The sequence below is a fragment of the Burkholderia sp. KL41 genome, from assembly GCF_057005415.2.
Window position 1 is genome coordinate 562,590 of the sequence record NZ_CM189268.1, and the last position, 19,895, is coordinate 582,484.

23 protein-coding genes and 2 pseudogenes are annotated in these 19,895 nt (G+C 65.1%); 17 read left to right on the plus strand and 8 right to left on the minus strand.

The features are described from left to right. Nucleotides 1-7: 7 nt before the first annotated feature. Genes PQB87_RS36515 through PQB87_RS36550 form a run of 8 tightly spaced genes read left to right on the plus strand, consistent with a single transcriptional unit; the run spans nt 8 to nt 7,021 of the window. Nucleotides 8-1,207: a capsular polysaccharide export protein, LipB/KpsS family gene (locus tag PQB87_RS36515; protein WP_301861651.1), complete on the plus strand. Its 1,200-nt coding sequence runs from the start codon at nt 8-10 to the stop codon at nt 1,205-1,207. Nucleotide 1,208: 1 nt separating this feature from the next. Continuing rightward, complete coding sequence (locus tag PQB87_RS36520; RefSeq protein ID WP_301861652.1) at nt 1,209-1,739, plus strand: serine O-acetyltransferase; 531 nt, start codon at nt 1,209-1,211, stop codon at nt 1,737-1,739. Then, on the plus strand, nt 1,736-2,710 hold the full coding sequence (locus PQB87_RS36525) for a glycosyltransferase (RefSeq protein WP_489245113.1): 975 nt from the start codon (nt 1,736-1,738) through the stop codon (nt 2,708-2,710). Before PQB87_RS36520 ends, PQB87_RS36525 begins: the two co-directional genes overlap by 4 nt. A gap of 54 nt (nt 2,711-2,764) precedes the next feature. Beyond that, the gene (locus tag PQB87_RS36530) at nt 2,765-3,847 is read left to right on the plus strand and encodes a glycosyltransferase (protein WP_489245115.1); all 1,083 of its coding nucleotides are present in this window, start codon (nt 2,765-2,767) and stop codon (nt 3,845-3,847) included. A 50-nt stretch (nt 3,848-3,897) separates the two neighbouring features. Beyond that, complete coding sequence (kdsA, locus tag PQB87_RS36535) at nt 3,898-4,743, plus strand: 3-deoxy-8-phosphooctulonate synthase (RefSeq protein WP_111941217.1); 846 nt, start codon at nt 3,898-3,900, stop codon at nt 4,741-4,743. After that, the gene (locus tag PQB87_RS36540; RefSeq protein WP_021158098.1) at nt 4,740-5,291 is read left to right on the plus strand and encodes a KdsC family phosphatase; all 552 of its coding nucleotides are present in this window, start codon (nt 4,740-4,742) and stop codon (nt 5,289-5,291) included. The genes kdsA and PQB87_RS36540 overlap by 4 nt, the downstream gene beginning before the upstream one ends. Continuing rightward, nucleotides 5,275-6,108 (plus strand): 3-deoxy-manno-octulosonate cytidylyltransferase, encoded by an 834-nt coding sequence (gene kdsB, locus PQB87_RS36545; protein WP_489245117.1) that lies wholly within the window; start codon nt 5,275-5,277, stop codon nt 6,106-6,108. The genes PQB87_RS36540 and kdsB overlap by 17 nt, the downstream gene beginning before the upstream one ends. After that, on the plus strand, nt 6,086-7,021 hold the full coding sequence (locus PQB87_RS36550; protein WP_059485706.1) for a KpsF/GutQ family sugar-phosphate isomerase: 936 nt from the start codon (nt 6,086-6,088) through the stop codon (nt 7,019-7,021). The genes kdsB and PQB87_RS36550 overlap by 23 nt, the downstream gene beginning before the upstream one ends. Before the next feature lie 63 nt (nt 7,022-7,084). Here the strand turns inward: PQB87_RS36550 and PQB87_RS36555 are convergent, their stop codons facing one another. From PQB87_RS36555 to galU, 4 genes are all read right to left on the minus strand, one after another. Further along, nucleotides 7,085-8,212, minus strand: a complete 1,128-nt coding sequence (locus tag PQB87_RS36555; protein ID WP_489245139.1) for a sialidase family protein — start codon at nt 8,210-8,212, stop codon at nt 7,085-7,087. A 71-nt stretch (nt 8,213-8,283) separates the two neighbouring features. Beyond that, nucleotides 8,284-9,477 carry a hypothetical protein gene (locus PQB87_RS36560; RefSeq protein WP_060063991.1) on the minus strand — a complete coding sequence of 398 codons (1,194 nt, stop codon included), beginning with the start codon at nt 9,475-9,477 and terminating at the stop codon, nt 8,284-8,286. Nucleotides 9,478-9,789: 312 nt separating this feature from the next. Then, nucleotides 9,790-10,389, minus strand: coding sequence for a phosphatase PAP2 family protein (locus PQB87_RS36565; protein ID WP_233345176.1), 600 nt, complete (start codon nt 10,387-10,389; stop codon nt 9,790-9,792). A gap of 29 nt (nt 10,390-10,418) precedes the next feature. Further along, entirely contained in the window at nt 10,419-11,303 is an 885-nt protein-coding gene (gene galU, locus PQB87_RS36570) for a UTP--glucose-1-phosphate uridylyltransferase GalU (RefSeq protein ID WP_021158092.1), read from the minus strand. A 317-nt stretch (nt 11,304-11,620) separates the two neighbouring features. Here galU and PQB87_RS36575 point away from each other — a divergent pair, with 317 nt between their 5' ends. Both PQB87_RS36575 and PQB87_RS36580 read left to right on the plus strand, forming a co-directional pair. After that, complete coding sequence (locus PQB87_RS36575) at nt 11,621-11,893, plus strand: flagellar transcriptional regulator FlhD (protein ID WP_226127175.1); 273 nt, start codon at nt 11,621-11,623, stop codon at nt 11,891-11,893. 106 nt (nt 11,894-11,999) lie between these two features. Continuing rightward, the gene (locus PQB87_RS36580) at nt 12,000-12,308 is read left to right on the plus strand and encodes an H-NS histone family protein (RefSeq protein ID WP_111941207.1); all 309 of its coding nucleotides are present in this window, start codon (nt 12,000-12,002) and stop codon (nt 12,306-12,308) included. On the opposite strand, the pseudogene PQB87_RS36585 reads toward PQB87_RS36580, so the two are convergent. Together PQB87_RS36585 and PQB87_RS36590 are read right to left on the minus strand one after the other, a co-directional pair. Continuing rightward, nucleotides 12,266-12,445, minus strand: a pseudogene (locus tag PQB87_RS36585) (hypothetical protein); the annotation flags it as partial. The gene PQB87_RS36580 and the pseudogene PQB87_RS36585 overlap by 43 nt on opposite strands. A gap of 229 nt (nt 12,446-12,674) precedes the next feature. Then, nucleotides 12,675-13,058, minus strand: coding sequence for a hypothetical protein (locus PQB87_RS36590; RefSeq protein WP_489245121.1), 384 nt, complete (start codon nt 13,056-13,058; stop codon nt 12,675-12,677). A 249-nt stretch (nt 13,059-13,307) separates the two neighbouring features. Between PQB87_RS36590 and PQB87_RS36595 the strand changes: the two genes are divergently transcribed. The 5 genes from PQB87_RS36595 to PQB87_RS36615 all read left to right on the plus strand — a co-directional run bounded on the left by PQB87_RS36595 (nt 13,308) and on the right by PQB87_RS36615 (nt 16,087). Continuing rightward, nucleotides 13,308-13,748, plus strand: coding sequence for an Hsp20/alpha crystallin family protein (locus PQB87_RS36595; RefSeq protein WP_153490874.1), 441 nt, complete (start codon nt 13,308-13,310; stop codon nt 13,746-13,748). A gap of 15 nt (nt 13,749-13,763) precedes the next feature. After that, nucleotides 13,764-14,171 (plus strand): Hsp20/alpha crystallin family protein, encoded by a 408-nt coding sequence (locus tag PQB87_RS36600; protein ID WP_059688187.1) that lies wholly within the window; start codon nt 13,764-13,766, stop codon nt 14,169-14,171. A gap of 341 nt (nt 14,172-14,512) precedes the next feature. Further along, nucleotides 14,513-15,076: an Hsp20/alpha crystallin family protein gene (locus PQB87_RS36605; protein ID WP_060084675.1), complete on the plus strand. Its 564-nt coding sequence runs from the start codon at nt 14,513-14,515 to the stop codon at nt 15,074-15,076. A 67-nt stretch (nt 15,077-15,143) separates the two neighbouring features. Further along, nucleotides 15,144-15,386 (plus strand): hypothetical protein, encoded by a 243-nt coding sequence (locus PQB87_RS36610; RefSeq protein WP_059699325.1) that lies wholly within the window; start codon nt 15,144-15,146, stop codon nt 15,384-15,386. A 515-nt stretch (nt 15,387-15,901) separates the two neighbouring features. Further along, on the plus strand, nt 15,902-16,087 hold the full coding sequence (locus PQB87_RS36615; protein ID WP_489245123.1) for a hypothetical protein: 186 nt from the start codon (nt 15,902-15,904) through the stop codon (nt 16,085-16,087). A gap of 181 nt (nt 16,088-16,268) precedes the next feature. Here PQB87_RS36615 and PQB87_RS36620 read toward each other — a convergent pair whose 3' ends face one another. Continuing rightward, nucleotides 16,269-16,583, minus strand: coding sequence for a hypothetical protein (locus tag PQB87_RS36620; RefSeq protein ID WP_027792681.1), 315 nt, complete (start codon nt 16,581-16,583; stop codon nt 16,269-16,271). A 192-nt stretch (nt 16,584-16,775) separates the two neighbouring features. Here PQB87_RS36620 and PQB87_RS36625 point away from each other — a divergent pair. After that, nucleotides 16,776-17,575: pseudogene (locus PQB87_RS36625) on the plus strand (Fic family protein). Between the two features lie 661 nt (nt 17,576-18,236). Here PQB87_RS36625 and PQB87_RS36630 read toward each other — a convergent pair. Next, nucleotides 18,237-19,175, minus strand: a complete 939-nt coding sequence (locus PQB87_RS36630) for a response regulator (protein ID WP_489245125.1) — start codon at nt 19,173-19,175, stop codon at nt 18,237-18,239. 243 nt (nt 19,176-19,418) lie between these two features. Here PQB87_RS36630 and PQB87_RS36635 point away from each other — a divergent pair, with 243 nt between their 5' ends. After that, a complete protein-coding gene (locus tag PQB87_RS36635) occupies nt 19,419-19,892 on the plus strand; it encodes an acyl-CoA thioesterase (protein WP_059688183.1) in 474 nt (157 codons plus the stop codon). Nucleotides 19,893-19,895 lie beyond the last annotated feature (3 nt).

The following is a 19,895-nucleotide window of genomic DNA, read 5'->3' on the forward strand; positions in this document are numbered from 1 at the left end:
GCACACCATGATCCTGATCGTCATCGATTCCCTCGAGCGTTACACCTTCGCGACCCGGCTCGTGAACGCGGTGCGGCACGAATACGAGTTCGCGTTCCTGACGAGCGAGCCGGTCGCGCATCTCGGCCTGCTGCTGGGCGGCTACCGCTCGGTGTACCTGAACCGGCTGATGCCGATTGACGTGCCCGACGGGCAGGCGGCCGACCGCACGCCGTACCAGCTGTCGATCGAGGTGCTGAACGGGCAGATGACCGAGGCGCGCGCGAAGCGCGAGTCGGCGGCGATCTTCCATATCGCATCGGAGGTGCTGCGCGGCCTGCGGGTCGAGCAGTGCGTGATGTGGAACGGGCAGCAACTGGTGTGCCGCGCGGTGCGGCAGGCATGCACGGTGTACGGTGTCGCGACCCGCTTCATCGAGATCTCGAACCTGCCGGGCAAGCTGTTCGTCGATTCGCTGGGCGTCAATGCGCTGTCGACGATCAGCCGCAACCCCGAGGCCATCGATCGGCTGCCGCTGCCTGACGAGCACACGCATGCGCGCTGGCTGTCGGCCTACGAGCGCTACAAGCAGATGCCGCTGCCGCAGGCGCGGACGTCGTTCGCGCGCAAGGCCATGTCGGCGGCCAACTACGTGCTGAAGGTGCTCAGCCGCGGCGTCGGCCGCCGGCGCCTGGCGAGCGTGCGGGCGCGCAACGGGATGCCGGCGCCGCGCCAGGCCACGTACATGCCGGCCGACACGCTGGCCGCGAACCGCTATGTGTTCCTGCCGCTGCAGGTGTCCGGCGACACGCAGATCAAGCTGCACTCGGACGTCGACAACCTCGAGGCGATCCGCCATGCGTTCGAGTTCGCGGCGAACGAGAGCGCCGACCTGTTCGTGAAGCTGCATCCCGCCGAGACCGATCCGGCCGAGATCGAAGCGATCGTGCGCCTGCAGGAGACGTATCACTTCGAAATCGTCACGTCGCCGACCACCGACCTGCTGCGGCACGCGTATGCGGTCGTCACGATCAATTCGACGGTCGGGCTCGAGGCGATGCTGTACGGCAAGCGCGTGGTGTCGCTCGGCCGCTGCTTCTACAAGGAGTTCGATCGCGAGCGGCTGCTGAAGTACATCCATTCGTTCCTGGTCGACGGTATCGACTACTTCGGCGCCGCGCGCATTCCCGCCGATGCGGCCCGGCGCGTGTTCGCGACGCGGCACTGACATGGGCGTCACGTTGCGAAAGACCGCCGAGGCGATCGCCGAAGACTGCCGCCGCAATGCGTTCGTGAAGACGCGCAGCGTGGTGGTCTTCTACCGCGTCGTGCATTACCTCGCGTGCCGGAGCCGGTTCACGCTGCTGGCCGGCGCGCCGCTGATCCTGCTCTACATCGTGCTGTGCGACTGGCTGATGGGCATCGAGATTCCGGTGAAGACGAAGATCGGCAAGGGGCTCGCGCTCTATCACGGCACCGGCCTCGTGATCAACGGCTACGCGGTGATCGGCGACTACTGCACGCTGCGGCACGGCGTGACGATCGGCAACACGATCCGGAAGGACGGCACGCTCGGCGGCGTGCCGACGATCGGCGACCACGTGGAGTTCGGCGTGCACAGCGTCGTGCTCGGCGCGGTGCGGGTCGGCGACGGCGTGCGGATCGGCGCGGGCGCGGTGGTGTTGCGTGACGTGCCCGACCGCTGCGTGGCCGTCGGCGTTCCGGCGCGCATTCTCGACAACGAACAGGAACCGACATGAAAGTGTTCATTCTGCATCCCGGCAAGGCGAACTACCCCGAGATCGCCGCTTACCGCAGCCGCCTGGGCACGCACGGGTTCGAGGTGTTCGACGGCGATCTCGATGCGTACGCGCGTTTTCCCGGTCGGGGCGTCTGCATCCTGTGGTGCATCATGGGTTTCTATCGCGCGCTGCCGCCCGCGCGGTTCGTGATTCACGACTACCGGTCGCTGTCGGTCGGCCGGCTCGCGGCCGTCAAGGACGGCGTGAAGCGCGTGCTGAACGTGCGGCCCGACTTGCGGATCTTCCAGAACGAGCAGATGCGCGATGCGATGGCGTTTCGCGACGGCGTGCGCGCGCTGCTGTTGCCGATGGGCGTGCCGGACTGGATCTTCGATCGGGCCGATGCGGGCAGCGACCGTGTCGCGCCGGGCGGCGCCGATGCCGCGCCGATTGTGTCCGGCAGGTTCTGCTATATCGGCGAAATGAGCCGCGAGCGCGGTTTTCACAAGGTGCTGGCCGCCTATCGCGACGCGCGGCGCGACGAGTCGGACACGCTCGTGCTGGTCGGCCAGCCGGAGCCCGAAATCCACGCCGGGTTCGTCGATACGCCGGGCATCCGCTTCGTCGGCCGCGTGCCGCAGCCGGACGCGCTGCGGATCGTCCGCGACAGCGAATACGCGGTGTGCTTCTTTCCGTATCACCGGCCGCATTGTTTCCAGACGCCGACGAAGCTGCTCGAATACGCGTCGCTCGGCAAGAAGATCATCTGCAACGACGCGCCGTCGAACGTGCGCACCGCGCACGAACTCGGCATCCAGTGCCACGTCACCGGTGCGGCGATCTTCGACGAACTGTTTCCGCTGTCGCGGATCCGCGCGACCCGTCCCGACCCGGCGGCGATGCAGTCGCTCGAATGGGGGCGCGTGATCGAGCGGTCGGGCGTGCTCGCGTTCATCGATGCGGCCGCGGGACGTCGTCCGGATGCGTGACGACGTCATTCGCCGTCGGTGCGCGACGGCTCATCCCTCATGGAACGGATTCCGATGAAGATCGTCCACATGGTCGAATCCAGCGCCACGGGCACGTTGTCGATGGTGTGCCTGATCGCGAATCGCCTGGCGCGCGACGGCCACGACGTGCATGTCGTCTACTCGGTGCGGCCGGACACGCCGCCCGCCATTGCCGCGATGTTCGACACGCGGGTGTCGCTGCGCCACGTCCAGATGAAGGGCACGGGCCTGCTGCGGACCGTCGGCCGGCTGCGCGCGACACTCAACGAGATCGGCCCGGACGTCGTGCATCTGCACTCGTCGTTCGCGGGCTTCCTCGGGCGGCTGTCGACGCTGTTCGCGCTGCCGAAGGCTGCGTTCTTCTACAGCCCGCACTGCATCTCGTTCATGCGTCGCGATATTTCCGGCGTGAAGCGGCTGGCATTCGTCGGGCTCGAATGGATCGCGTGCGTGCGGAAATGCCTGTACGTCGCGTGCTCGGAAAGCGAGGGCCGCGCGATCCGCGCATGGCTGCGCCAGCCGGTGGTGGTGGTCGAGAATGCGGTAGTCGATACGCCGTCGTCGGCTCGGGCGGGCGATGAAGGGCGGCCGGCGGACGGCCTCCTGCGCGTGGTGACCGTCGGCGGCATTCGCGCGCAAAAGAATCCGGCGCTGTTCGCGCAGATCGCGCACGGCCTGCGCGCGCGCGGCGTGCGCTTCGTCTGGATCGGCGACGGCGACGACGCATCGAAGGCGCGGCTGGCCGAGGCGGGCGTCGAGGTGACCGGATGGCTGCCGCACGACGAGGTCGCGCGGCGGCTCGCCGGCACGGACGTGTATCTGTCGACGTCGTCGTGGGAAGGCATGCCGGTGTCGGTCATCGAGGCGATGCTGGCGGGGCGGCCCGTCGTCGTGTCCGAGTGCGCCGGCAACGTGGATGTCGTGCGCCATCTGCAGACCGGCGTGATCTACGCGACGGCGGCCGACGCGGTCGCGTGGCTCGAGCGCCTCGCCGTCGACGGCGTGCTGCGCCGGGAGCTGGCCCGGCAGGCGAGCCGCGAGGCGCGGCAGCGCTTCGGCGAGGCGCGCTTGTTGGGCGAGCTCGTGCCGCTCTATGCTGCGTGGGTGGCGCGCTGACACCCGCATCCGGCTGCGCCCGACACCGCCCCAATTTCGTGGAGAACTGTATGAATGTAACCCTCAACCCGGACGTCACCGTCGGCAACGACCTGCCGTTCGTCCTGTTCGGCGGCCTCAACGTGCTCGAAAGCCTGGATTTCACGCTCGACGTCTGCGGCACGTTCGTCGAGGTCACGCGCCGTCTCGGCATTCCGCTGGTGTTCAAGGCGTCCTTCGACAAGGCCAACCGCTCGTCGATCCACTCGTATCGCGGCGTCGGATTCGACGAGGGGCTGCGGATCTTCGACGAGGTCAAGCGCCGGTTCGGCGTGCCCGTGATCACCGACGTGCATGAAACGTGGCAGGCCGAGCCGGCGTCGAAGGTCGTCGACGTGCTGCAGGTGCCGGCATTCCTCGCGCGACAGACCGACCTCGTGGTCGCGATCGCGCGGACCGGCAACGCGGTCAACATCAAGAAGCCGCAGTTCATGAGCCCGACGCAGATCGAGCACGTCGTGTCGAAGTGCCGCGAAGCCGGCAACGACCGCGTGATCCTGTGCGAGCGCGGCGCGTCGTTCGGTTATGACAATCTCGTCGTCGACATGCTCGGCTTCCGCCAGATGCGCGACACGACGGGCGACTGCCCGGTGATCTTCGACGTCACGCACAGTCTGCAGATGCGCGATCCGGGCGGCGCCGCGTCGGGCGGCCGGCGGCGCCAGGTGCTCGACCTCGCGCGCGCCGGGATGGCGGTCGGGCTGGCCGGGCTGTTCCTCGAAGCGCATCCCGACCCCGACCGCGCGCGCTGCGACGGCCCGAGCGCGCTGCCGCTCGCGCTGCTCGACCCGTTCCTGCAGCAGGTGAAGGCGGTGGACGACCTGGTCAAGCGGCTGCCGCCGCTCGATATCCGGTGAGCGGCGCGACGTATCGCGGGCCGGTGCGGCTGGTGCTGTTCGACGTCGACGGCGTGCTGACCGACGGCCTGCTGCACGTGACGCACGAAGGCGAGTTCATGAAGAGCTTTCACGCGCACGACGGCGTCGCGGTCGCGCTGCTGCGCGCGCACGGCATCCGCACCGGCATCCTGTCGGGCAAGCACAGCGGCGCATTGACGTGGCGCGCGGCGCAGCTCGGCGTCGACGTGCTCGTGAGCGGCTGCGACGACAAGGGCGCAGGTTATGCGGACATCAAGGCGCGGCAACGGGTCGACGATCACGAGGTCGCGTATGTCGGCGACGACGTGAACGATCTCGCGGTCATCGAACGCGTCGGCGTGTCGTATGCGCCGGCCGATGCGCATCGGCTCGTCCGCGCGCGCGTCGACCATGTCGCGTGCACGGCCGGCGGCCGCGGCGTCGCGCGCGAAGTGGCCGAGCATCTGCTGATGGATGCCGGGCTGTCGCTCGACGATGCGTACCGGCCGTTGCTCGAACAATGGAGCGGTCATGACGTCGTTCAATAACGGGCGGACGGTGCGCGTCGTGATTCCGGCGCGGTACGGTTCGGCGCGGCTGCCGGGCAAGCCGCTCGTCGATCTGGACGGCGAGCCGATGATCGTCCGCGTGCATGCGCGCGTGCGCCGCGCGCTGCCCGATACCGACATCGTCGTCGCGATCGACGACGCACGCATTGCCGACGTGCTCGACGCGCGCGGCATCCGGTTCGCGATGACCGATGCCGGTCATGCGTCCGGCACCGACCGTTCGGCGGAAGTCGCGCGGGTGTTTGGCTGGCCCGGCACCGATGCGGTAATCAACGTGCAGGGCGACGAACCGCTCGTGCCGACGGCGCTGCTGAAGGCGTTCGCCGGGTTTTGCGGCGCGGCGCCAGATCTCGGTGTCGCGACGGTCGCCTGCCCGGTCGGGGAAGTCGCGCTGCTCGACGAGCCGGCAATCGTCAAGCTCGTCGTCGATCACCGCAGCCGCGCGCTGTACTTCTCGCGCGCGGCGATCCCGTTCTGCCGCGACGGGCGGCCGGCGGGGGCGGAAGGTGCGAACGGCTTGAACGGCTTGAACGGCTCGATCGGCGGCGTGTTCCTGCGTCACATCGGCCTGTACGGCTACGCGAATGCGACGTTGCAGGCGCTGGCGAGTGCGGCACCGTGCGAACTCGAGCAACTGGAAAAGCTCGAGCAGTTGCGCGCACTGTGGCTCGGCATGCCGATCGACGTGATGCGCTGGCCCGACGCGCCGCCCGCCGGCATCGATACGCCCGACGACGTCGCCCGCGTCGTCTCCCTTCTCAAACGGCAAACCCATGATGCGACAGAACCATATTGAATCCGCCCGGCAGGTCTTCGAGATCGAGTCGCGGGCATTGGCCGGCGTGGCCGCGCGGCTCGACGCGAATTTCGAGCAGGCGGTCGAGATCGTCCTCGCGTCGAGCGGCCGCGTCGTCGTGTGCGGGATGGGCAAGTCCGGCATCGTCGGCCGGAAGATCGCCGCGACGCTGTCGAGCACGGGCACGCCGGCTTTCTTCATGCATCCGGGCGAGGCTTATCACGGCGACCTCGGCATGGTGACGCCGGCCGACACGTTTCTCGCGATTTCGAATTCCGGCGAAACGGACGAAGTGATCAAGCTGATCCCGTTCCTGCGCGGCAACGGCAACGACCTGATCGCGCTGACCGGCAACCCGGCGTCGACGCTCGCGAGCGCCGCGCGGGTTCATCTGGACATCGGCGTCGAGCGCGAGGCGTGCCCGCTGCAGCTCGCACCGACCGCGTCGACGACGGCGACGCTCGCGATGGGCGATGCGCTGGCGGTCACGCTGATGCGGGCGCGCGGCTTCCAGCCGGAACACTTCGCACGCTTCCATCCGGGCGGCTCGCTCGGCCGCCGGCTGCTGTCGACGGTCGACGACGAAATGGCGCGCGGCAACCTGCCGTTCGTGACGGAGGACATGTCGACGCTCGACGTGCTGGATGCGATGACGCGCGGGCGGCTCGGGCTCGCGATCGTGAGGCGCGACGCCGGCTGGGGCATCGTGACCGACGGCGACATCCGCCGTGCGATCGAGCGGCATGGCGACGGCGTACTGCGGCGCACGGCCGCCGACATGATGTCGATCGAGCCGTCGACGGTGCGGCCCGGCACGCGGGTCGAGGATGCGTTGCTGCTGATGCAGCAGCAGCGGATCGGCGCGTTGCTGGTGGTCGACGGCGGCGACGTCGTCGGCGTGTTCAAGAAATAGCGAACGGGCGGCTCCCGCGGCGTCGGGTGACGCGCGGGAGGCGTGCCGGCACACCGGCGTGCGCTATTGCAGGCTTTGCGTCAGCGCACCGGATGCCGCGTCCTGGCGGAACCGGCGCACGCGCAGGAACGTGATGAAATTCGAGTCGTGCTGGCTTGCCGCGCCGCCTTCCTGGTCGTCGAACGCGACACGCAGCACCGCGACGAGGTCGCTGCCGTCGAATTGCCAGTCGACGTACTGGAAACCGTGCCGTTTCGTGTCGGCATGCTGCAACACGACGCGCCGCGCGGTCCACTGCCGCAGATCGGGCGACGACAGCAGCACCAGCGTGTTGCGCATACGTTCGAGATTCATCCGCCCGGCGCTCTTCGGCACCGCGTTCGTGATCGTCCAGTATTGCTTCGACTGCGGATCGAAGCGGATCGTGAATTTCTTGCCGGCGCCGGGCAGGTCGACGAAATCGCGTGCGGGGTCGAACGACAGCGTGCGGCCGTCGTTGCCCGTCGCCACCAGCGCGGCCTTTTCCGGGCCGTTGGCGGTGTTCACGCGCAGCATGACGGCGGGCGCGGCGCCTTGCCGGCCGACCACGTTGCCTTCTTCCCATGACTGGAACTTGCCGTCGAGCCAGCGCTTGTCCGACGGCAGGTGCGCGGACACGCGCCAGTTGCGCGCGTCGAGCAGGTCGCGATCGACCGGCGCGGACAGGACCAGCGCGCGCAGGTCGCCGTCCTCGACGCTTTCATACGCGCGCCACACGCGTCCGCGATCGACGAGGACCGGCACCGGCCCGGTGATGTAGCGCCCCGCATACGGCAGCAGCCCGGTGGACGCGTCGACCGGCGTGGTCCAGGTTTCGCCGCCGTCGTCGGAGCGGCGAATCGTCGGCGTGCCCATCGAGCGGTTGGTGCCCATCAGGTACAGCGCACCGTTCAGCACGAACAGCGACGACCAGTACTGATCCGGCACGTCGCCGAGCTTCGACCAGGTCGTGCCCTTGTCGTGCGACGTGAACACGGACACCCGGTTCTGCGCCGACGCGGCGCCGAACGTGTCGAAGCTCGCGACGTAGTCGCCGTTCGGCAGCACGGCCAGCGACGGCGAGCCGAGATACACGCGCGTGGCGGCCCGGCTGTGCGCGATCACCGCGCCGGGCGGCGCGGGCACGGCTTGCGCGTGCGCCGCCGTTGCCATGCAGCCCACGCACAGCGCGGCGATCAGCGACCGTTTCAGCGCGTGGAACGTCGATGCAGGTCGAAGTGAGTTCATGTCAGGTGCGCGAGCGGCTTGCCGCCGGGCGCTTGCGGGACGGGACGGGCAACCATGCGCCGATACGGCGCGTCCTGGTCGGCCAGCACGACGAACAGCAGGATGGTGAGCCAGAGCATGCCATAGAGCACGTGATACTTGAACAGCAGGATCGGCAGCAGATAGAGCAGATACTTGCGCCGGCCCTTGCGGCGAAACAGCATGACGAGCGTACCGAGGAACACGACGGAACCGGCGATGCCCGCGGCGAACACGAGGTAGACGTAGAACGAGCTGTCCCGCACCTGGTAACCGCGCAGATGCGTTTTCCCGACGTTGTTGCGCTCGTCCCAGAACAGGCCCCCGCCGAACACGCCCGCGACGACGTCGCGCTCGGTCAGCTCGGTCAGCACGAGCGTCCGGCTGCCGACCGCATCGTAGTCGACCGACTGGTTCACCCGCTGGTCGTACACGCTGTAGAGCCAGGGCACGCATGCGAGCGCGACGACGACGACGGCGATCCGGGTCCGCAGCCGCCCGCGCCCGGTGAGCACGTGCAGCCCGCACAGCGCCGCACAGACGGCCATCGACGCGACGGAGAAGCTGAGCAGCGCGGTGGCGAACCCGACGACGGGCGCGAGCGTGATGCGCCGCTTCGACAACAGCAGGATCACCGCGCTCGGGACGACCGTCATCGCATAGAACGACGGTTCGGAATACAGGCCCAGCGCGCGGATCGAAATCAGGCTGTCGGACAGCGCCTTGGTCGCATAGAGCGCTTCGGAGTCGGCTTCGCGCACATAGCTGTCGAAGTCGATGAAGGTGCCGGTTCCGAGGTAGAAGACGAGCTGGAACGTGAAGAACGCGGCGTGCACGTAGATCAGCGTCTTGCACGCGGTGTCGAGCGATGCCCGCGTGAGCACGCCGCCGGCGAACATCCAGTAGCTCAGCGCGATGTACGTCTGGATCAGCACGAACTTGATGAAGAAGTTCACGTAGAAATCGCCGAACGCGGACAGGATGAACGCGAGGCAGGTGCTGATCAGCCAGTACGTGCAAACGGGAAACAGGTGGCGCTGCCGGTTCATCAGCGTCGGCGCGCGCAGGAAGGCGAGTGCGCAGAGCAGCACATACGCGGCGAAGGTCGCCCGCACGCTGAACGCGTTGAGCGAGAAGAACAGTACGCTGGCTGAAAAGAGCAAGGTCGACATGCGTGTGCCCGATCGGAGGCTCCGGAGCCGCTGCGTACCGGTCGTGCCGGCGCCGCGCGGCGAGATGTCGTGCAACGCGCGGCAAGATGCCTGCCGGAGAGGGCAGGCTTGCGTGCCGCGTCGCACGCGGAATGTGCGTCCGTCGTCCGGGACGAAGCGCTTCGGCGACCGAGGATAGACGACGCGATGGCCAGGCGTGCCGGGATGTCCGATCCGGGCGGCATTCTGTCCGTTCCCGGCGGGGTCGGCCGAGCGGGGCATGTGCCGGAGGCGGGCGACGGGCGTTCGCACGGCGCCGTCCGGGCGCAGCTTTCAGGGCTGAAACGCGAACCGCCCGCACAGGAACGGCGAATACAGCTCGATCGCCGCCTGAATCGGCGCGTGGCGCCCATAGGCGGCGGCCGACACGGCCAGCAGCGAGCCGGCGACGAGCGCGCGGTAGCGTGCGTCGACGCGCGGCGTGCCGTGCCGCCACACGAACGCCAGCGCGACCGCCGAGCCGACGAGCCAGCCGGCGACGACTTCCGACGGCGTGTGCGCGTCGTCGAACACGCGCGCGACGCCGATCAGCGCGCCGAGCGCGAGACCGACCCCGAGCGGCAGCGATCGCGACGTGCTCGCCCGCGGATGCACGCCATCGCTCAGCGCCAGCACGCACACCATCGGCCAGACTGCCGATGCGAGCATCGTGTGCCCGCTGATCACGCGGAAATGTATCGGGCGGATCTGGATTCCGCAGCCGGCGTACAGCATCTTGGTCGCGCCGACGAGCGCCATGCCGGCCGCGAGCATCAGCGCCCACGATGCCGCGTGACGCCGTCCGGCCGTCGAGCGCGTGAGCCAGGCGATGCACACGACGGCCAGCGGCAGCGTCATCGCCGCGTCGCCGAGATCGCTGACGGCGGTCCACATGACCGGGTTCGTGATCGATGCCCGCCCGGTCAGGCGACCAGTAGCGCCGACATGCGCGTGGCCAGGTAGCTTTCGAAATCCGCGGCCACTTCAGGGTGCCGCAGCGCGAACTCGACCGTCGCCTTCAGATACCCGAGCTTGCTGCCGCAATCGAAACGGGTGCCGTCGTAGCGATGGGCGAGCACCTGCTCGTCCGACAGCAGCGACTGGATCGCGTCCGTCAGCTGCAATTCGCCGCCGGCACCGGGCCGCAGTGCGCGCAGATGCTCGAACACCTTCGGCTTCAGCACGTAACGGCCCACCACGCCGAAATTCGACGGCGCCTTGGCCGGCTCCGGCTTCTCGACGATGCCGGACAGCTTGAACAGGTTGTCCTCCCAGCGCTTGCCTTCGATCACGCCGTACGACCTCGATGCGTCGGGCGCGATTTCCTCCACGCCGATCACCGACGCGTGATAGTGATCGAACACGTCGATCATCTGGCGCAGCACGGGCGTCGGGCCGTCGAGCAGGTCGTCGGCGAGGATCACCGCGAACGGCTGGTCGCCGACCAGCTTCTCCGCGCACAGCACGGCATGACCGAGCCCCAGCGCTTCGGCCTGGCGCACGTAGAAGCAGTCGACGTGGCTCGGCTTGATGCCGCGCACCAGCGACAGCAGCTTTTCCTTGCCGCGCGCTTCGAGCTCGGCCTCGATCTCGTAGGACTTGTCGAAGTGGTCTTCGATCGCGCGCTTGCTGCGCCCGGTCACGAAAATCATTTCGGTGATGCCCGCGTCGATCGCTTCCTCGACCGCATACTGGATCAGCGGCTTGTCCACGACCGGCAGCATTTCTTTCGGACTGGCTTTGGTCGCCGGCAGAAATCGCGTACCGAGACCGGCAACCGGAAATACGGCTTTCGTCACTTTCAACATGATTTTCGAATTCCATCCGTTCAGGATCAGGCATCAACAATGCCGGGGGAAGGTGGCGATGCGCGCATGCAGTCGTCGCTCGCCGGTGCCATATCGTTCGCGCGGCCGGACCCGCGCCGTTCGACAATCGTATGGGCGTTCCCGTTTCGAGTGGCGACCGAATCTAGGCCGAATCCGACAGGGATGAATGGCGAATGGTGAATTGCAATTGCCGATTTCGAATATGTCGGATGCCATCTAGGAATTGTCGGCATGACGTCGATTGCCTGACATAGATTCAGGCATCCATTACTGGACGGCCGGTCGCGGCGCCGCGCGTGCGGCATGCGACGACCGCCGTCGGCTCAGGAGCAGTCATGACCGGACAGGGCGATATCTTCGATGCAATTGCGGAATTCAACCGGGCGTATCTCGTGCTCGCGCAGCGCATATTGCGGATCGATTACGAACAGGGCAAGCGGCAATTGGGTATCTCGGATGCCATTGCCGCATCGATCGACGCGTTGACGCTGGATCAGATCGATGAACTCGCGGCCGGCGGCGAACTGGTTTGTGAATTTCGCGCCGAAAACGCGCCGGGCCGCGCGTGATTCGTTTTCCGGTTTTCCCGAATGGATGTTCCGGTCGCGCCTATTCACGAGATTGCACCGTCGCGGCCGTTCGTTTTTTTACACCAAGAGAATGTGGAGGAATTGCATGCCCGGTTATCGCGAATTGAAGGCGCAAGCCGATGAATTGATGAAGCGCGTCGAGGAAGCCCGGCTCGCCGAACTCGAGGCCGTCATACAGGAGATTCGCACCCGGGTCGCCGAATATGGGCTGACCGCCGGGCAGATATTCGGCCGCCACGGCGGCGCGGCGAAAGCGACGCCGCGAAAGAACGCATCGGCGCCGCGCTATCGCGACCCGAAGACCGGCGCGACCTGGAGCGGGCGCGGGCGCGAGCCGGCCTGGATCAAAGGCGGCCGTCGCGACCGGTTCCTGATCGAGCGCAACGCCGGTTGAATGTGACGGCTTTCGAATCCCGCTTTCCGGCAGCGGAGCAGCCGCTTGCGAAGTGTTGGCCTGGAGATGCCGCGGCGTGTGCATGCGAGACCGGCGTCGCCGGTCTCCCGATACACGCTGATCTGCGGTGATCGCATCGAGATGGCGCGCTTCGTCGTCCCGTGTCGGTCGAAACGATGCCCGTGGATCACACGTCGGTGCAAACCGGAGTCCGGAATCCGGGCAGGTAATGCGTCCTTTCACCGCGACCCGCTGGTTCAGATACGGCAACAGCAGCAAGTGCCCGGTGCTGCCCGCCTAGCGTCTGGCCGAGCCGAATGTCGGTCACGACCCTGCTGACGCACGGCGGAGCGCGGGACCGATCGATCAGCGGGGCGGCGGAGCCGCACTCAGCTTCTCCGACAGCATCCGCTCGTACACGCCAAAGTGCAGATCGACCTCCTTTTGCGTGACCGGGGTGACCGTGATGTTGATCTGGTCGGGCAACAGGCCCAGCACAACCGCAACCGCGGCTTCAAGTTGCGGCGCACAAACCTTGTCCTCCGCCATCGTCGTGCCGACCAGCACGTCGTAGGTCTGTTCGTGCCGGCAGACGACCTCGACGAGTCGCGCCCGCGCGCTCATGTTGTTGTCGATCGCGAGCCTGACGACCTCGGTCACAGTGCGCATCGTCTCGGTCGGAAAGCCCTTCGTCGAGCGCAGCCGGATACGATGCCTGCCCAGCGTAAGCCAGTCCGTGTCGAATTCCATGGCGTCCTCCGCATGCAGTTCCAAGCCGCTGCGATGATAGGTTCCAGCACCGGAATTTCAAGTGCAAAAATCTGCCGACGCACCTTGAAATTTTTCGCAGAGTGCCTATCTTAGGTTTCGCTCAGGCAGACGCGCGGGCCTCCGGATCCCGCGCGCTGCGTGTTTCGATTTGTTTGCCGACAGTCTGGCAGGCGAACTGGAGCGCGTAGGCCCGTTCGCCTCCCGGCTGCATTCAAGGAGGATACGATCATGAGCGATCTTTACTTCGGAACCGACCTCTTCAGCGAGTTCGACCGCCTGCAGCAGCAGATGGCGCAACGCTTCGGCGGCTTCCCGTCCAGCATCCGCGCTGGCCGGCTTGGCGCGTTTCCTCAGATCAATATCGGTGCGACCGACGAGTCGATCGAGATCGTCGCCTTCGCCCCGGGCATCAACGCCACCGAACTCGACGTATCGATCGACAAGGGCTTGCTGACCATCAGCGGCGAACGCAAATCGACACAGCCCGACACCGGAAGCGAGACGCGTACGTATGCGCAGGAGCGCTTTGCCGGTGCCTTCAGGCGCGTCATCGAGCTGCCCGACACCGCCGATCCCGACAAGGTCCAGGCGCGCTACGAAAATGGCTGCCTGTCGATCAGTGTCGGCAGGCGCGAATCGTCCAGGCCGCGCGCCATCACTATCCGGTAATCCGAGGAGCCGATCATGAATGACACGACCCAACTGGCCGAACGCGGCCCGTCCACCGTCGCACGTCGCGGCACCGAACAACCCAGGCGCCGGATCACGCTCGTCCCGGCTGTCGACATATACGAGGACAGCCAGGTCGTCACGCTATGGGCGGATCTGCCCGGCGTGACGAGGGACAAGCTGGACGTCAAGGTTCACGACAACAGCCTCTCGATCGAGGCCGAGGCGGCGGTGCCGACGCCGGCAAATCTGCGGCTGCAGCATGCGGAGGTCCGCGAACCGCACTTCGCCCGGACGTTCACGCTGTCACCGGACTTCGATACGTCAAGGATCGAGGCGAGCCTCCAGGACGGGGTGCTGAAGCTGACAATCCCGCGCCGCGACGAGGCGCGCCCACGGCGTGTTGAAGTCAGGACCGGCTGATCCTTCGGCAACGGCAGGCCGGCAACCAGGGCGGCAGCGATCGCGCTGCCGCCTGCGCGGACCAGGTGCAGGGGGGCGGGTGTCTGATGTTACGCAGGAGTCCTGGAAAGGACACGTGATCGATCTCCGCGCCATTCCCGTGCGACGGATCGTGATCCGCCTGTCCGCACTGGATGGCTACATCGCTATCGTCCGGATAGTCCGAATCGAACGGAACGATGAGGTGTAGGCCGACCGGCATCCGCCGCGTTTCAGCGAACGCTGGACAAGCGCGACCGAAGCGCGGCGCGATGCGGTCGAGTACGCGGTGAAATCAGATTGAAGCTGAATCGGAGGACGCCATGAATACCGATTTGAAAAAGTGGAACCCCTTCAAGTTCCTTCGCGGAACTGCCCGCAAATCCGATGCGGAAGGCGCGGAAAGCACGCCGACAGGCGAACAGTGGCGGGCTTCGTGGCCTGACATCCCGCGATTGTTCTCACGCGACCCGTGGCGTGCAATGGAGGCGTTCTTTCACGACCCGTTTGCAGGCGGTGGCGCGCTCGAACGCTGGTTTGGCGACTTCAGCTCGTCGCGCTTCCAGCCGCGCATCGACGTCGTCGATGAGGGGCAGGTGCTGCGCGTGACCGCCGAACTGCCCGGAATGGAGCGCGAAGATCTGAAGTTGAGCGTCGAGGATGGAGCAATCGTGCTGCGTGGAGAGAAAAAGCAGGATGTGCGCAGCGAGGAAAACGGCTGCTACCGGCTGGAGCGCGCCCATGGAAGCTTCATGCGCACGATCCCGATGCCGGAAAACGCTGATCCCGACCACACCCTGGCAAAGTTTGATAACGGTGTACTCACGTTGACCGTGCCGAAATCGGAACCGGTGCAGTCCGCCAGTCGCACGATCGATATTGGCTAGGGCAAGCACGCCAAGATCTCGCATCGCCGGGCCCGCTTTGGGTGCAACACGCTGCAGGAGGTGTCATATGCAAACGGACAACGTCATGGAGTATCACGGCTGCGAGGTCCGGCCGGTGGTAACCGTCACCGGAAACAGCCGCTACGCGGCAGCGGCCATTGTCACCGACCGGGCCGGCGAGACACGCACGCTCGGCGTCGATGGCGATTTCGCCAACGCCCAGGAGGCACGCGATGAAGCGCTGGAGCTTGCCGTCGCATGGATCCAGCAACGCTCGGTCGTTTCAGAGCGGTATGTCCGGCGGATCTAGCGTGCCGGTCGAAAGCCGAGGGCCGGGCGCGAAGCAGGCACCTGCGGAATTGATGGGCGATTCGCTCCCGGTTCCGGTGGCTACGGCCGGTTAGCGACCGTGAATACAAGCGACGGGAAAGGGTAGGGTCAATACCGGGCCGATAACGAGAGATGTCATGACGTCACGGCTTATGATAGGGAATTGCGCTTACCTTGCTCATGCCCCTGACAGGGCGCCTCAATGGATTGCGGGAGCAAAGAGCCGCGATCGTTTTTTGATCAAACAATGAGTCGAGTCGACGATTGAGCACAAAGCCGCTAACCCTGGAAAACGGGAAATACTGGGCGACGTGTCGCGAGCGAACGGTTTTCGCTGCCACGGCAAATGGATATGGTGACGTCTTTCCCGGTGCAGAGGTGATCGTCAAGGACGGATGGGCTACCTTTACCCGTGACGGCGTCGAGGTGTGGAACTGCAGTGCACGTTATGCAGCCGCACACTTCGACGTTCAGACTGCTTAGGAGAATCCGCAGATGAGCCAGCTTGTTCAGATTGCGCCCGGCGTTGTGTTCTCATCTGATGTGCTTGGCGTCGATTGGGCGCGGAAATATCGACAGGACGACGGAGATGCTCAGTCCATGGACCGGCAGGACTTGGCGGTAAACGAAAGCGATCAGGCAGGTCGCACTAGCATGCCGGCTCAGTTGTCGTTGTTGTAGAGAACCGCCGATCACGGGCACCTTGCGCCTGTCGCGCCTTCGCGTTGCCGCCGACGTTCGCTCCTGCGTCGATGCCCGACGCCGCCACCGGTTTCTTCCGCGAGTGAGTGCCGGGCCTGACCAAACGTCAACGGGTAGCGCGCACGCGAGCGCGAGGTCGCGCTTCCGTTCCGACCGCCTCTTACGCGTCTTTCAGCCAGGGCATCTCCACGGGTGACACGACCAGTTGCCGGAATTCGCGTTTCAGATCGAAGATGAACCCGACCAGGATCATGGATTCGGCGTAAGGAATCGGAAAGACGTGCGGATTTTCCGGAGTCCGCAGGGGGCGCTCGGGCGTGTCTGCGGTCGCCGCGGCGTTCTCGCGAACGCTTTCCAGTTCTTCAGCCATGGCCGGGTCACCGACTTTCAACACACGGTTGCGCAGGTCGCTGAAGGGCTCGATGCGCGCAGCGTCTTCGTGGTATTCGGGTACTTCGTAAACGAACCAGGACATTTTCGTCTCCCATGAGAAGGGGCGCTATTCTAACGCTGCCCGAGGATCCACCGAAAATCGGCCATGTCGTGCAATGGCGGTGGGCGCTGCGAGGAAGTGGGCCTTCGAGGTGTGATCATCGATGTGTCTCCCTGAGGATTGTCCCCATTGGGATATATGCTGACGAATAGTGAACCTCGCCTTGAGAAGCAAATGCCGAATCAAACTTCCGCGCTGCTGAACACGATCGACGCCGACAAGGCGACACTCGACGCCGCGCGTCCGCTGCCACAGCACACCGTCGCCTCGCTGCGCGAAAAGTTGTTGCTCGAGTGAACGTATCACTCGAACGCGATCGAGGGCAACACGCTGACGCTGCGAGAAACCAAGGTGGTGCTCGAGGGCATCACGGTCGGCGGAAAATCCCTTCGCGAGCACTTCGAGGCGACAAACCATCGTGACGCGATCGCTATGTCGAGGACATCGTGGCGAAAGCGGAGGCACTGTCGGAATGGCAGATTCGCAACATCCACAGTCTCGTGTTGAAGGGCATCGATGCTGAGGAAGCGGGCCGGTATCGCCGCGAAAACGTGGTGATCGCGGGTGCGAGTACAACCCCGCCGGATTTCATGCATCTGCCTGCTGAAATGGCCGCGCTGATCGACTGGTATGAGGCGGCCGGAGACATGCATCCGGTCGAGCGGGCGGCGGAACTGCACACGCGATTCGTGAAGATCCGTCCGTTCATCGATGGCAACGGGCGGACGGGGCGGCGGCTGCTCAACTTCGAGTTGATGAAGGCGGGCTATCCGCCCGCGATCATCCGCAAAGAGGATCGGCTTGCCTACTATGACGCGCTCGACAAAGCATGCGTGAGTGGCGAATACGGCGACATCACGCGACTGGTTGCCGAATCTGCACAACGCTCGCTTGGCACGTATCTCGACGTGCTCGGGCTGCGTCATGCACCCGCACCGGATACGGCTCCGCCGTCGCCGGGTTTTCGGCCGTAATCAAATATGAACTGGTTTCAGAAGAATTTATAAGAAACGAACCCGTTATTGAGCGTTTGGACGCGCAGACGATCTGCATTTCGAGCCCTTCGTCTCGGTATCGGAAGGGGCGTTCAACGACATCCTGGATCAGATATCGCCCTCATACAGCAGGTCCTGAGCGGATCACGTTCTCGCGGGCGACGACACCTGCAATACGCACGCGCAGATCGAGCACATCGAAATGTCTGGGGCAGAATTCACCCGGTCTCGCCGTGCAAGCGCCGCGCGGCGACACGCGCGGCACGGGATCACGATCGACCGCGATGGGCGCCGGCCGGAAACGTGCTGCCGGCCGATCGAGGTCGCGTGGGGATATCAGGGAGCCTTGATTTTGCTGCGTTTTATCGGCGTAGATCGAACCAGATCCGCCAAGGAAGCGGCACCTGAAACAATACTCAGCGGTATCAGTCGCTTGCTGAATGGCCCTTCCGCGCTTCTGATACCTGCCCTGGATGAATGTGCCGCCTGATTGGAATAGTGGGTGGCCCTCGGAATAGGGCGCTATTGAAACAAAAGTCCGTGCCGCAGATAACTGTCAACATTGACAGGGATTGCTTCAAATCGAGTGCTTGCCGACTCGACGACAGCACGACCTGATTGAAGACAGGCGGATGATCCCTCAAGCGTGACGCCATTTTGCCAACGTGGGCAGCTCGCGTTCGGTGGCCGTATCGTCCAGACGGGTCCAGCTGTAAAACGTGCCGTTCCATCCCGGAACGGGCAGGGGCGCCGCGCATTTGACGTCGGCGAGGCCCGGCCGATAGGCCTGCGATGGCCAGAACAGCGGCATGACGCTGCGCGCCTCCATGCCTTGGCGCAATTCGGCCGGACCGTTCGCGTCGGACACGATATCGCAGTGAAACGACCAGTCCTCCTCATTCCAGGCGAGAAATACGCTTGGCGCGCCCGCGGCGTCGAACATCAGCACCGCGTCCTGATTGGGGCGCCAGTAGTATTCGACGATGCCTTCCCGCGCGGCCACCTCGTCGATCAGTTTGACGATCCTCGGATCCCGGTAGGTCGACCCTGCTTCATGCAGGCTGATGTGCCCGCGAGCCGCGCAGTGCTTGCGTTTCGCGTTGTCCAGCACGGTTGCCAGCTTGCGTGGCATCTCGACGTCGGTTTTCTTCAGAAAGCAATCGATCAGTCCCGCGTTGAACGCGTCCACCGCCTCGCGCTCGTCGGCAACGCCGGTGAGCAGGATTTTCATGCAGTTTGCGTTGCGGATGGAGGAAAGAAGCTGGATGCCGTCGACCTCCGGCATCGAAAAGTCCACGACCACCGCGCCCACCGCCTCGAATCGGGCGGGATCGGTGAGCGCATCCTCGCCGATCGCATTGCCGCCTTTTTTCTCCGCACCGAAATAGTCCGCGGCCGTTGGCGGCATCTCCACGTCACGCGACGACACGAAGTCGAGCGCCACCCGGGGTTGCGTAAAAAAGCGGTTCAGGTGTTCGTCCGGAAATGCGCCCCGCAGCGCCTGCAGGAAATCCGGGTTGTCGTCGACAAACACCACGGACACGGGATAGAGCACCGGTTGCCTGACGAAGGTTTGCATACGAGTGTCGATAAATCGCAGAAAAAGATTCGATAACGGAGACGCGTTTCCACAAATGACGGCCGCGTTGCATGACCGCGCCAATTATCCGGCGAAAGTGGGATTTACATCAACCATTTGTCAACCACTAATTTGGCATGTATTGACCGAAGCGCTCAACGGAATTGCACGGCGAGAATCTGGCCATTCCTTCTCGTTGAAGGAATGCGCCGCTACCGCCAGTAGCGATTCAAGGAGTTATCCATGTTGACGCAAGACGCGATTCTTCACGTCCTTTCCAATGAAACGGCGCATCTGTCCGAAAAAACCTTCCACCACGTGGTCGACATTTACCTCAAGGATTCCAATGCCTTCATGAATACCTATTTCGCACGCTACTTCGAATGGCAGGGCGTGTGCCGTGAACGCTGGTTTCACGAATGCATCCACAACAACCTGCTGGCGGCCGGCGGGTCGTTCGTGACGAAGCGCGCGCATCAGGAATACGTCCAGGAGACGTTCCCGTTCCAGCGGGTCGACTGCTTCCTCAATACGTTCGAGGTTCGGCAGTGTTCGGCGTATCTGCTGTTTCGCTTCTACGTCGACGGACGACAGGTGTCGCTGGGGTACCAGCAGATCGTGTTTGCCGGTCCCGACAAGCGGATCAGCCGGTTTCCGGCGGGCATCATCGAGCGCGTCAAGGCGTATGAACTGATCCTGCCGTCCGCCGCGAACTGAAGG

What these genes read in the sequence shown, in the direction of transcription:
- PQB87_RS36515 (WP_301861651.1), top strand. Translation starts at nt 8, where the DNA reads ATGATCCTGATCGTCATCGATTCCCTCGAGCGTTACACCTTCGCGACC.
- PQB87_RS36520 (WP_301861652.1), top strand. Translation starts at nt 1,209, where the DNA reads ATGGGCGTCACGTTGCGAAAGACCGCCGAGGCGATCGCCGAAGACTGC.
- PQB87_RS36525 (WP_489245113.1), top strand. Translation starts at nt 1,736, where the DNA reads ATGAAAGTGTTCATTCTGCATCCCGGCAAGGCGAACTACCCCGAGATC.
- PQB87_RS36530 (WP_489245115.1), top strand. Translation starts at nt 2,765, where the DNA reads ATGAAGATCGTCCACATGGTCGAATCCAGCGCCACGGGCACGTTGTCG.
- kdsA (WP_111941217.1), top strand. Translation starts at nt 3,898, where the DNA reads ATGAATGTAACCCTCAACCCGGACGTCACCGTCGGCAACGACCTGCCG.
- kdsB (WP_489245117.1), top strand. Translation starts at nt 5,275, where the DNA reads ATGACGTCGTTCAATAACGGGCGGACGGTGCGCGTCGTGATTCCGGCG.
- PQB87_RS36550 (WP_059485706.1), top strand. Translation starts at nt 6,086, where the DNA reads ATGATGCGACAGAACCATATTGAATCCGCCCGGCAGGTCTTCGAGATC.
- PQB87_RS36555 (WP_489245139.1), bottom strand. Translation starts at nt 8,212, where the DNA reads ATGGCAACGGCGGCGCACGCGCAAGCCGTGCCCGCGCCGCCCGGCGCG.
- PQB87_RS36560 (WP_060063991.1), bottom strand. Translation starts at nt 9,477, where the DNA reads ATGTCGACCTTGCTCTTTTCAGCCAGCGTACTGTTCTTCTCGCTCAAC.
- PQB87_RS36565 (WP_233345176.1), bottom strand. Translation starts at nt 10,389, where the DNA reads ATGTGGACCGCCGTCAGCGATCTCGGCGACGCGGCGATGACGCTGCCG.
- galU (WP_021158092.1), bottom strand. Translation starts at nt 11,303, where the DNA reads ATGTTGAAAGTGACGAAAGCCGTATTTCCGGTTGCCGGTCTCGGTACG.
- PQB87_RS36580 (WP_111941207.1), top strand. Translation starts at nt 12,000, where the DNA reads ATGCCCGGTTATCGCGAATTGAAGGCGCAAGCCGATGAATTGATGAAG.
- PQB87_RS36590 (WP_489245121.1), bottom strand. Translation starts at nt 13,058, where the DNA reads ATGGAATTCGACACGGACTGGCTTACGCTGGGCAGGCATCGTATCCGG.
- PQB87_RS36595 (WP_153490874.1), top strand. Translation starts at nt 13,308, where the DNA reads ATGAGCGATCTTTACTTCGGAACCGACCTCTTCAGCGAGTTCGACCGC.
- PQB87_RS36600 (WP_059688187.1), top strand. Translation starts at nt 13,764, where the DNA reads ATGAATGACACGACCCAACTGGCCGAACGCGGCCCGTCCACCGTCGCA.
- PQB87_RS36605 (WP_060084675.1), top strand. Translation starts at nt 14,513, where the DNA reads ATGAATACCGATTTGAAAAAGTGGAACCCCTTCAAGTTCCTTCGCGGA.
- PQB87_RS36610 (WP_059699325.1), top strand. Translation starts at nt 15,144, where the DNA reads ATGCAAACGGACAACGTCATGGAGTATCACGGCTGCGAGGTCCGGCCG.
- PQB87_RS36615 (WP_489245123.1), top strand. Translation starts at nt 15,902, where the DNA reads ATGAGCCAGCTTGTTCAGATTGCGCCCGGCGTTGTGTTCTCATCTGAT.
- PQB87_RS36620 (WP_027792681.1), bottom strand. Translation starts at nt 16,583, where the DNA reads ATGTCCTGGTTCGTTTACGAAGTACCCGAATACCACGAAGACGCTGCG.
- PQB87_RS36630 (WP_489245125.1), bottom strand. Translation starts at nt 19,175, where the DNA reads ATGCAAACCTTCGTCAGGCAACCGGTGCTCTATCCCGTGTCCGTGGTG.
- PQB87_RS36635 (WP_059688183.1), top strand. Translation starts at nt 19,419, where the DNA reads ATGTTGACGCAAGACGCGATTCTTCACGTCCTTTCCAATGAAACGGCG.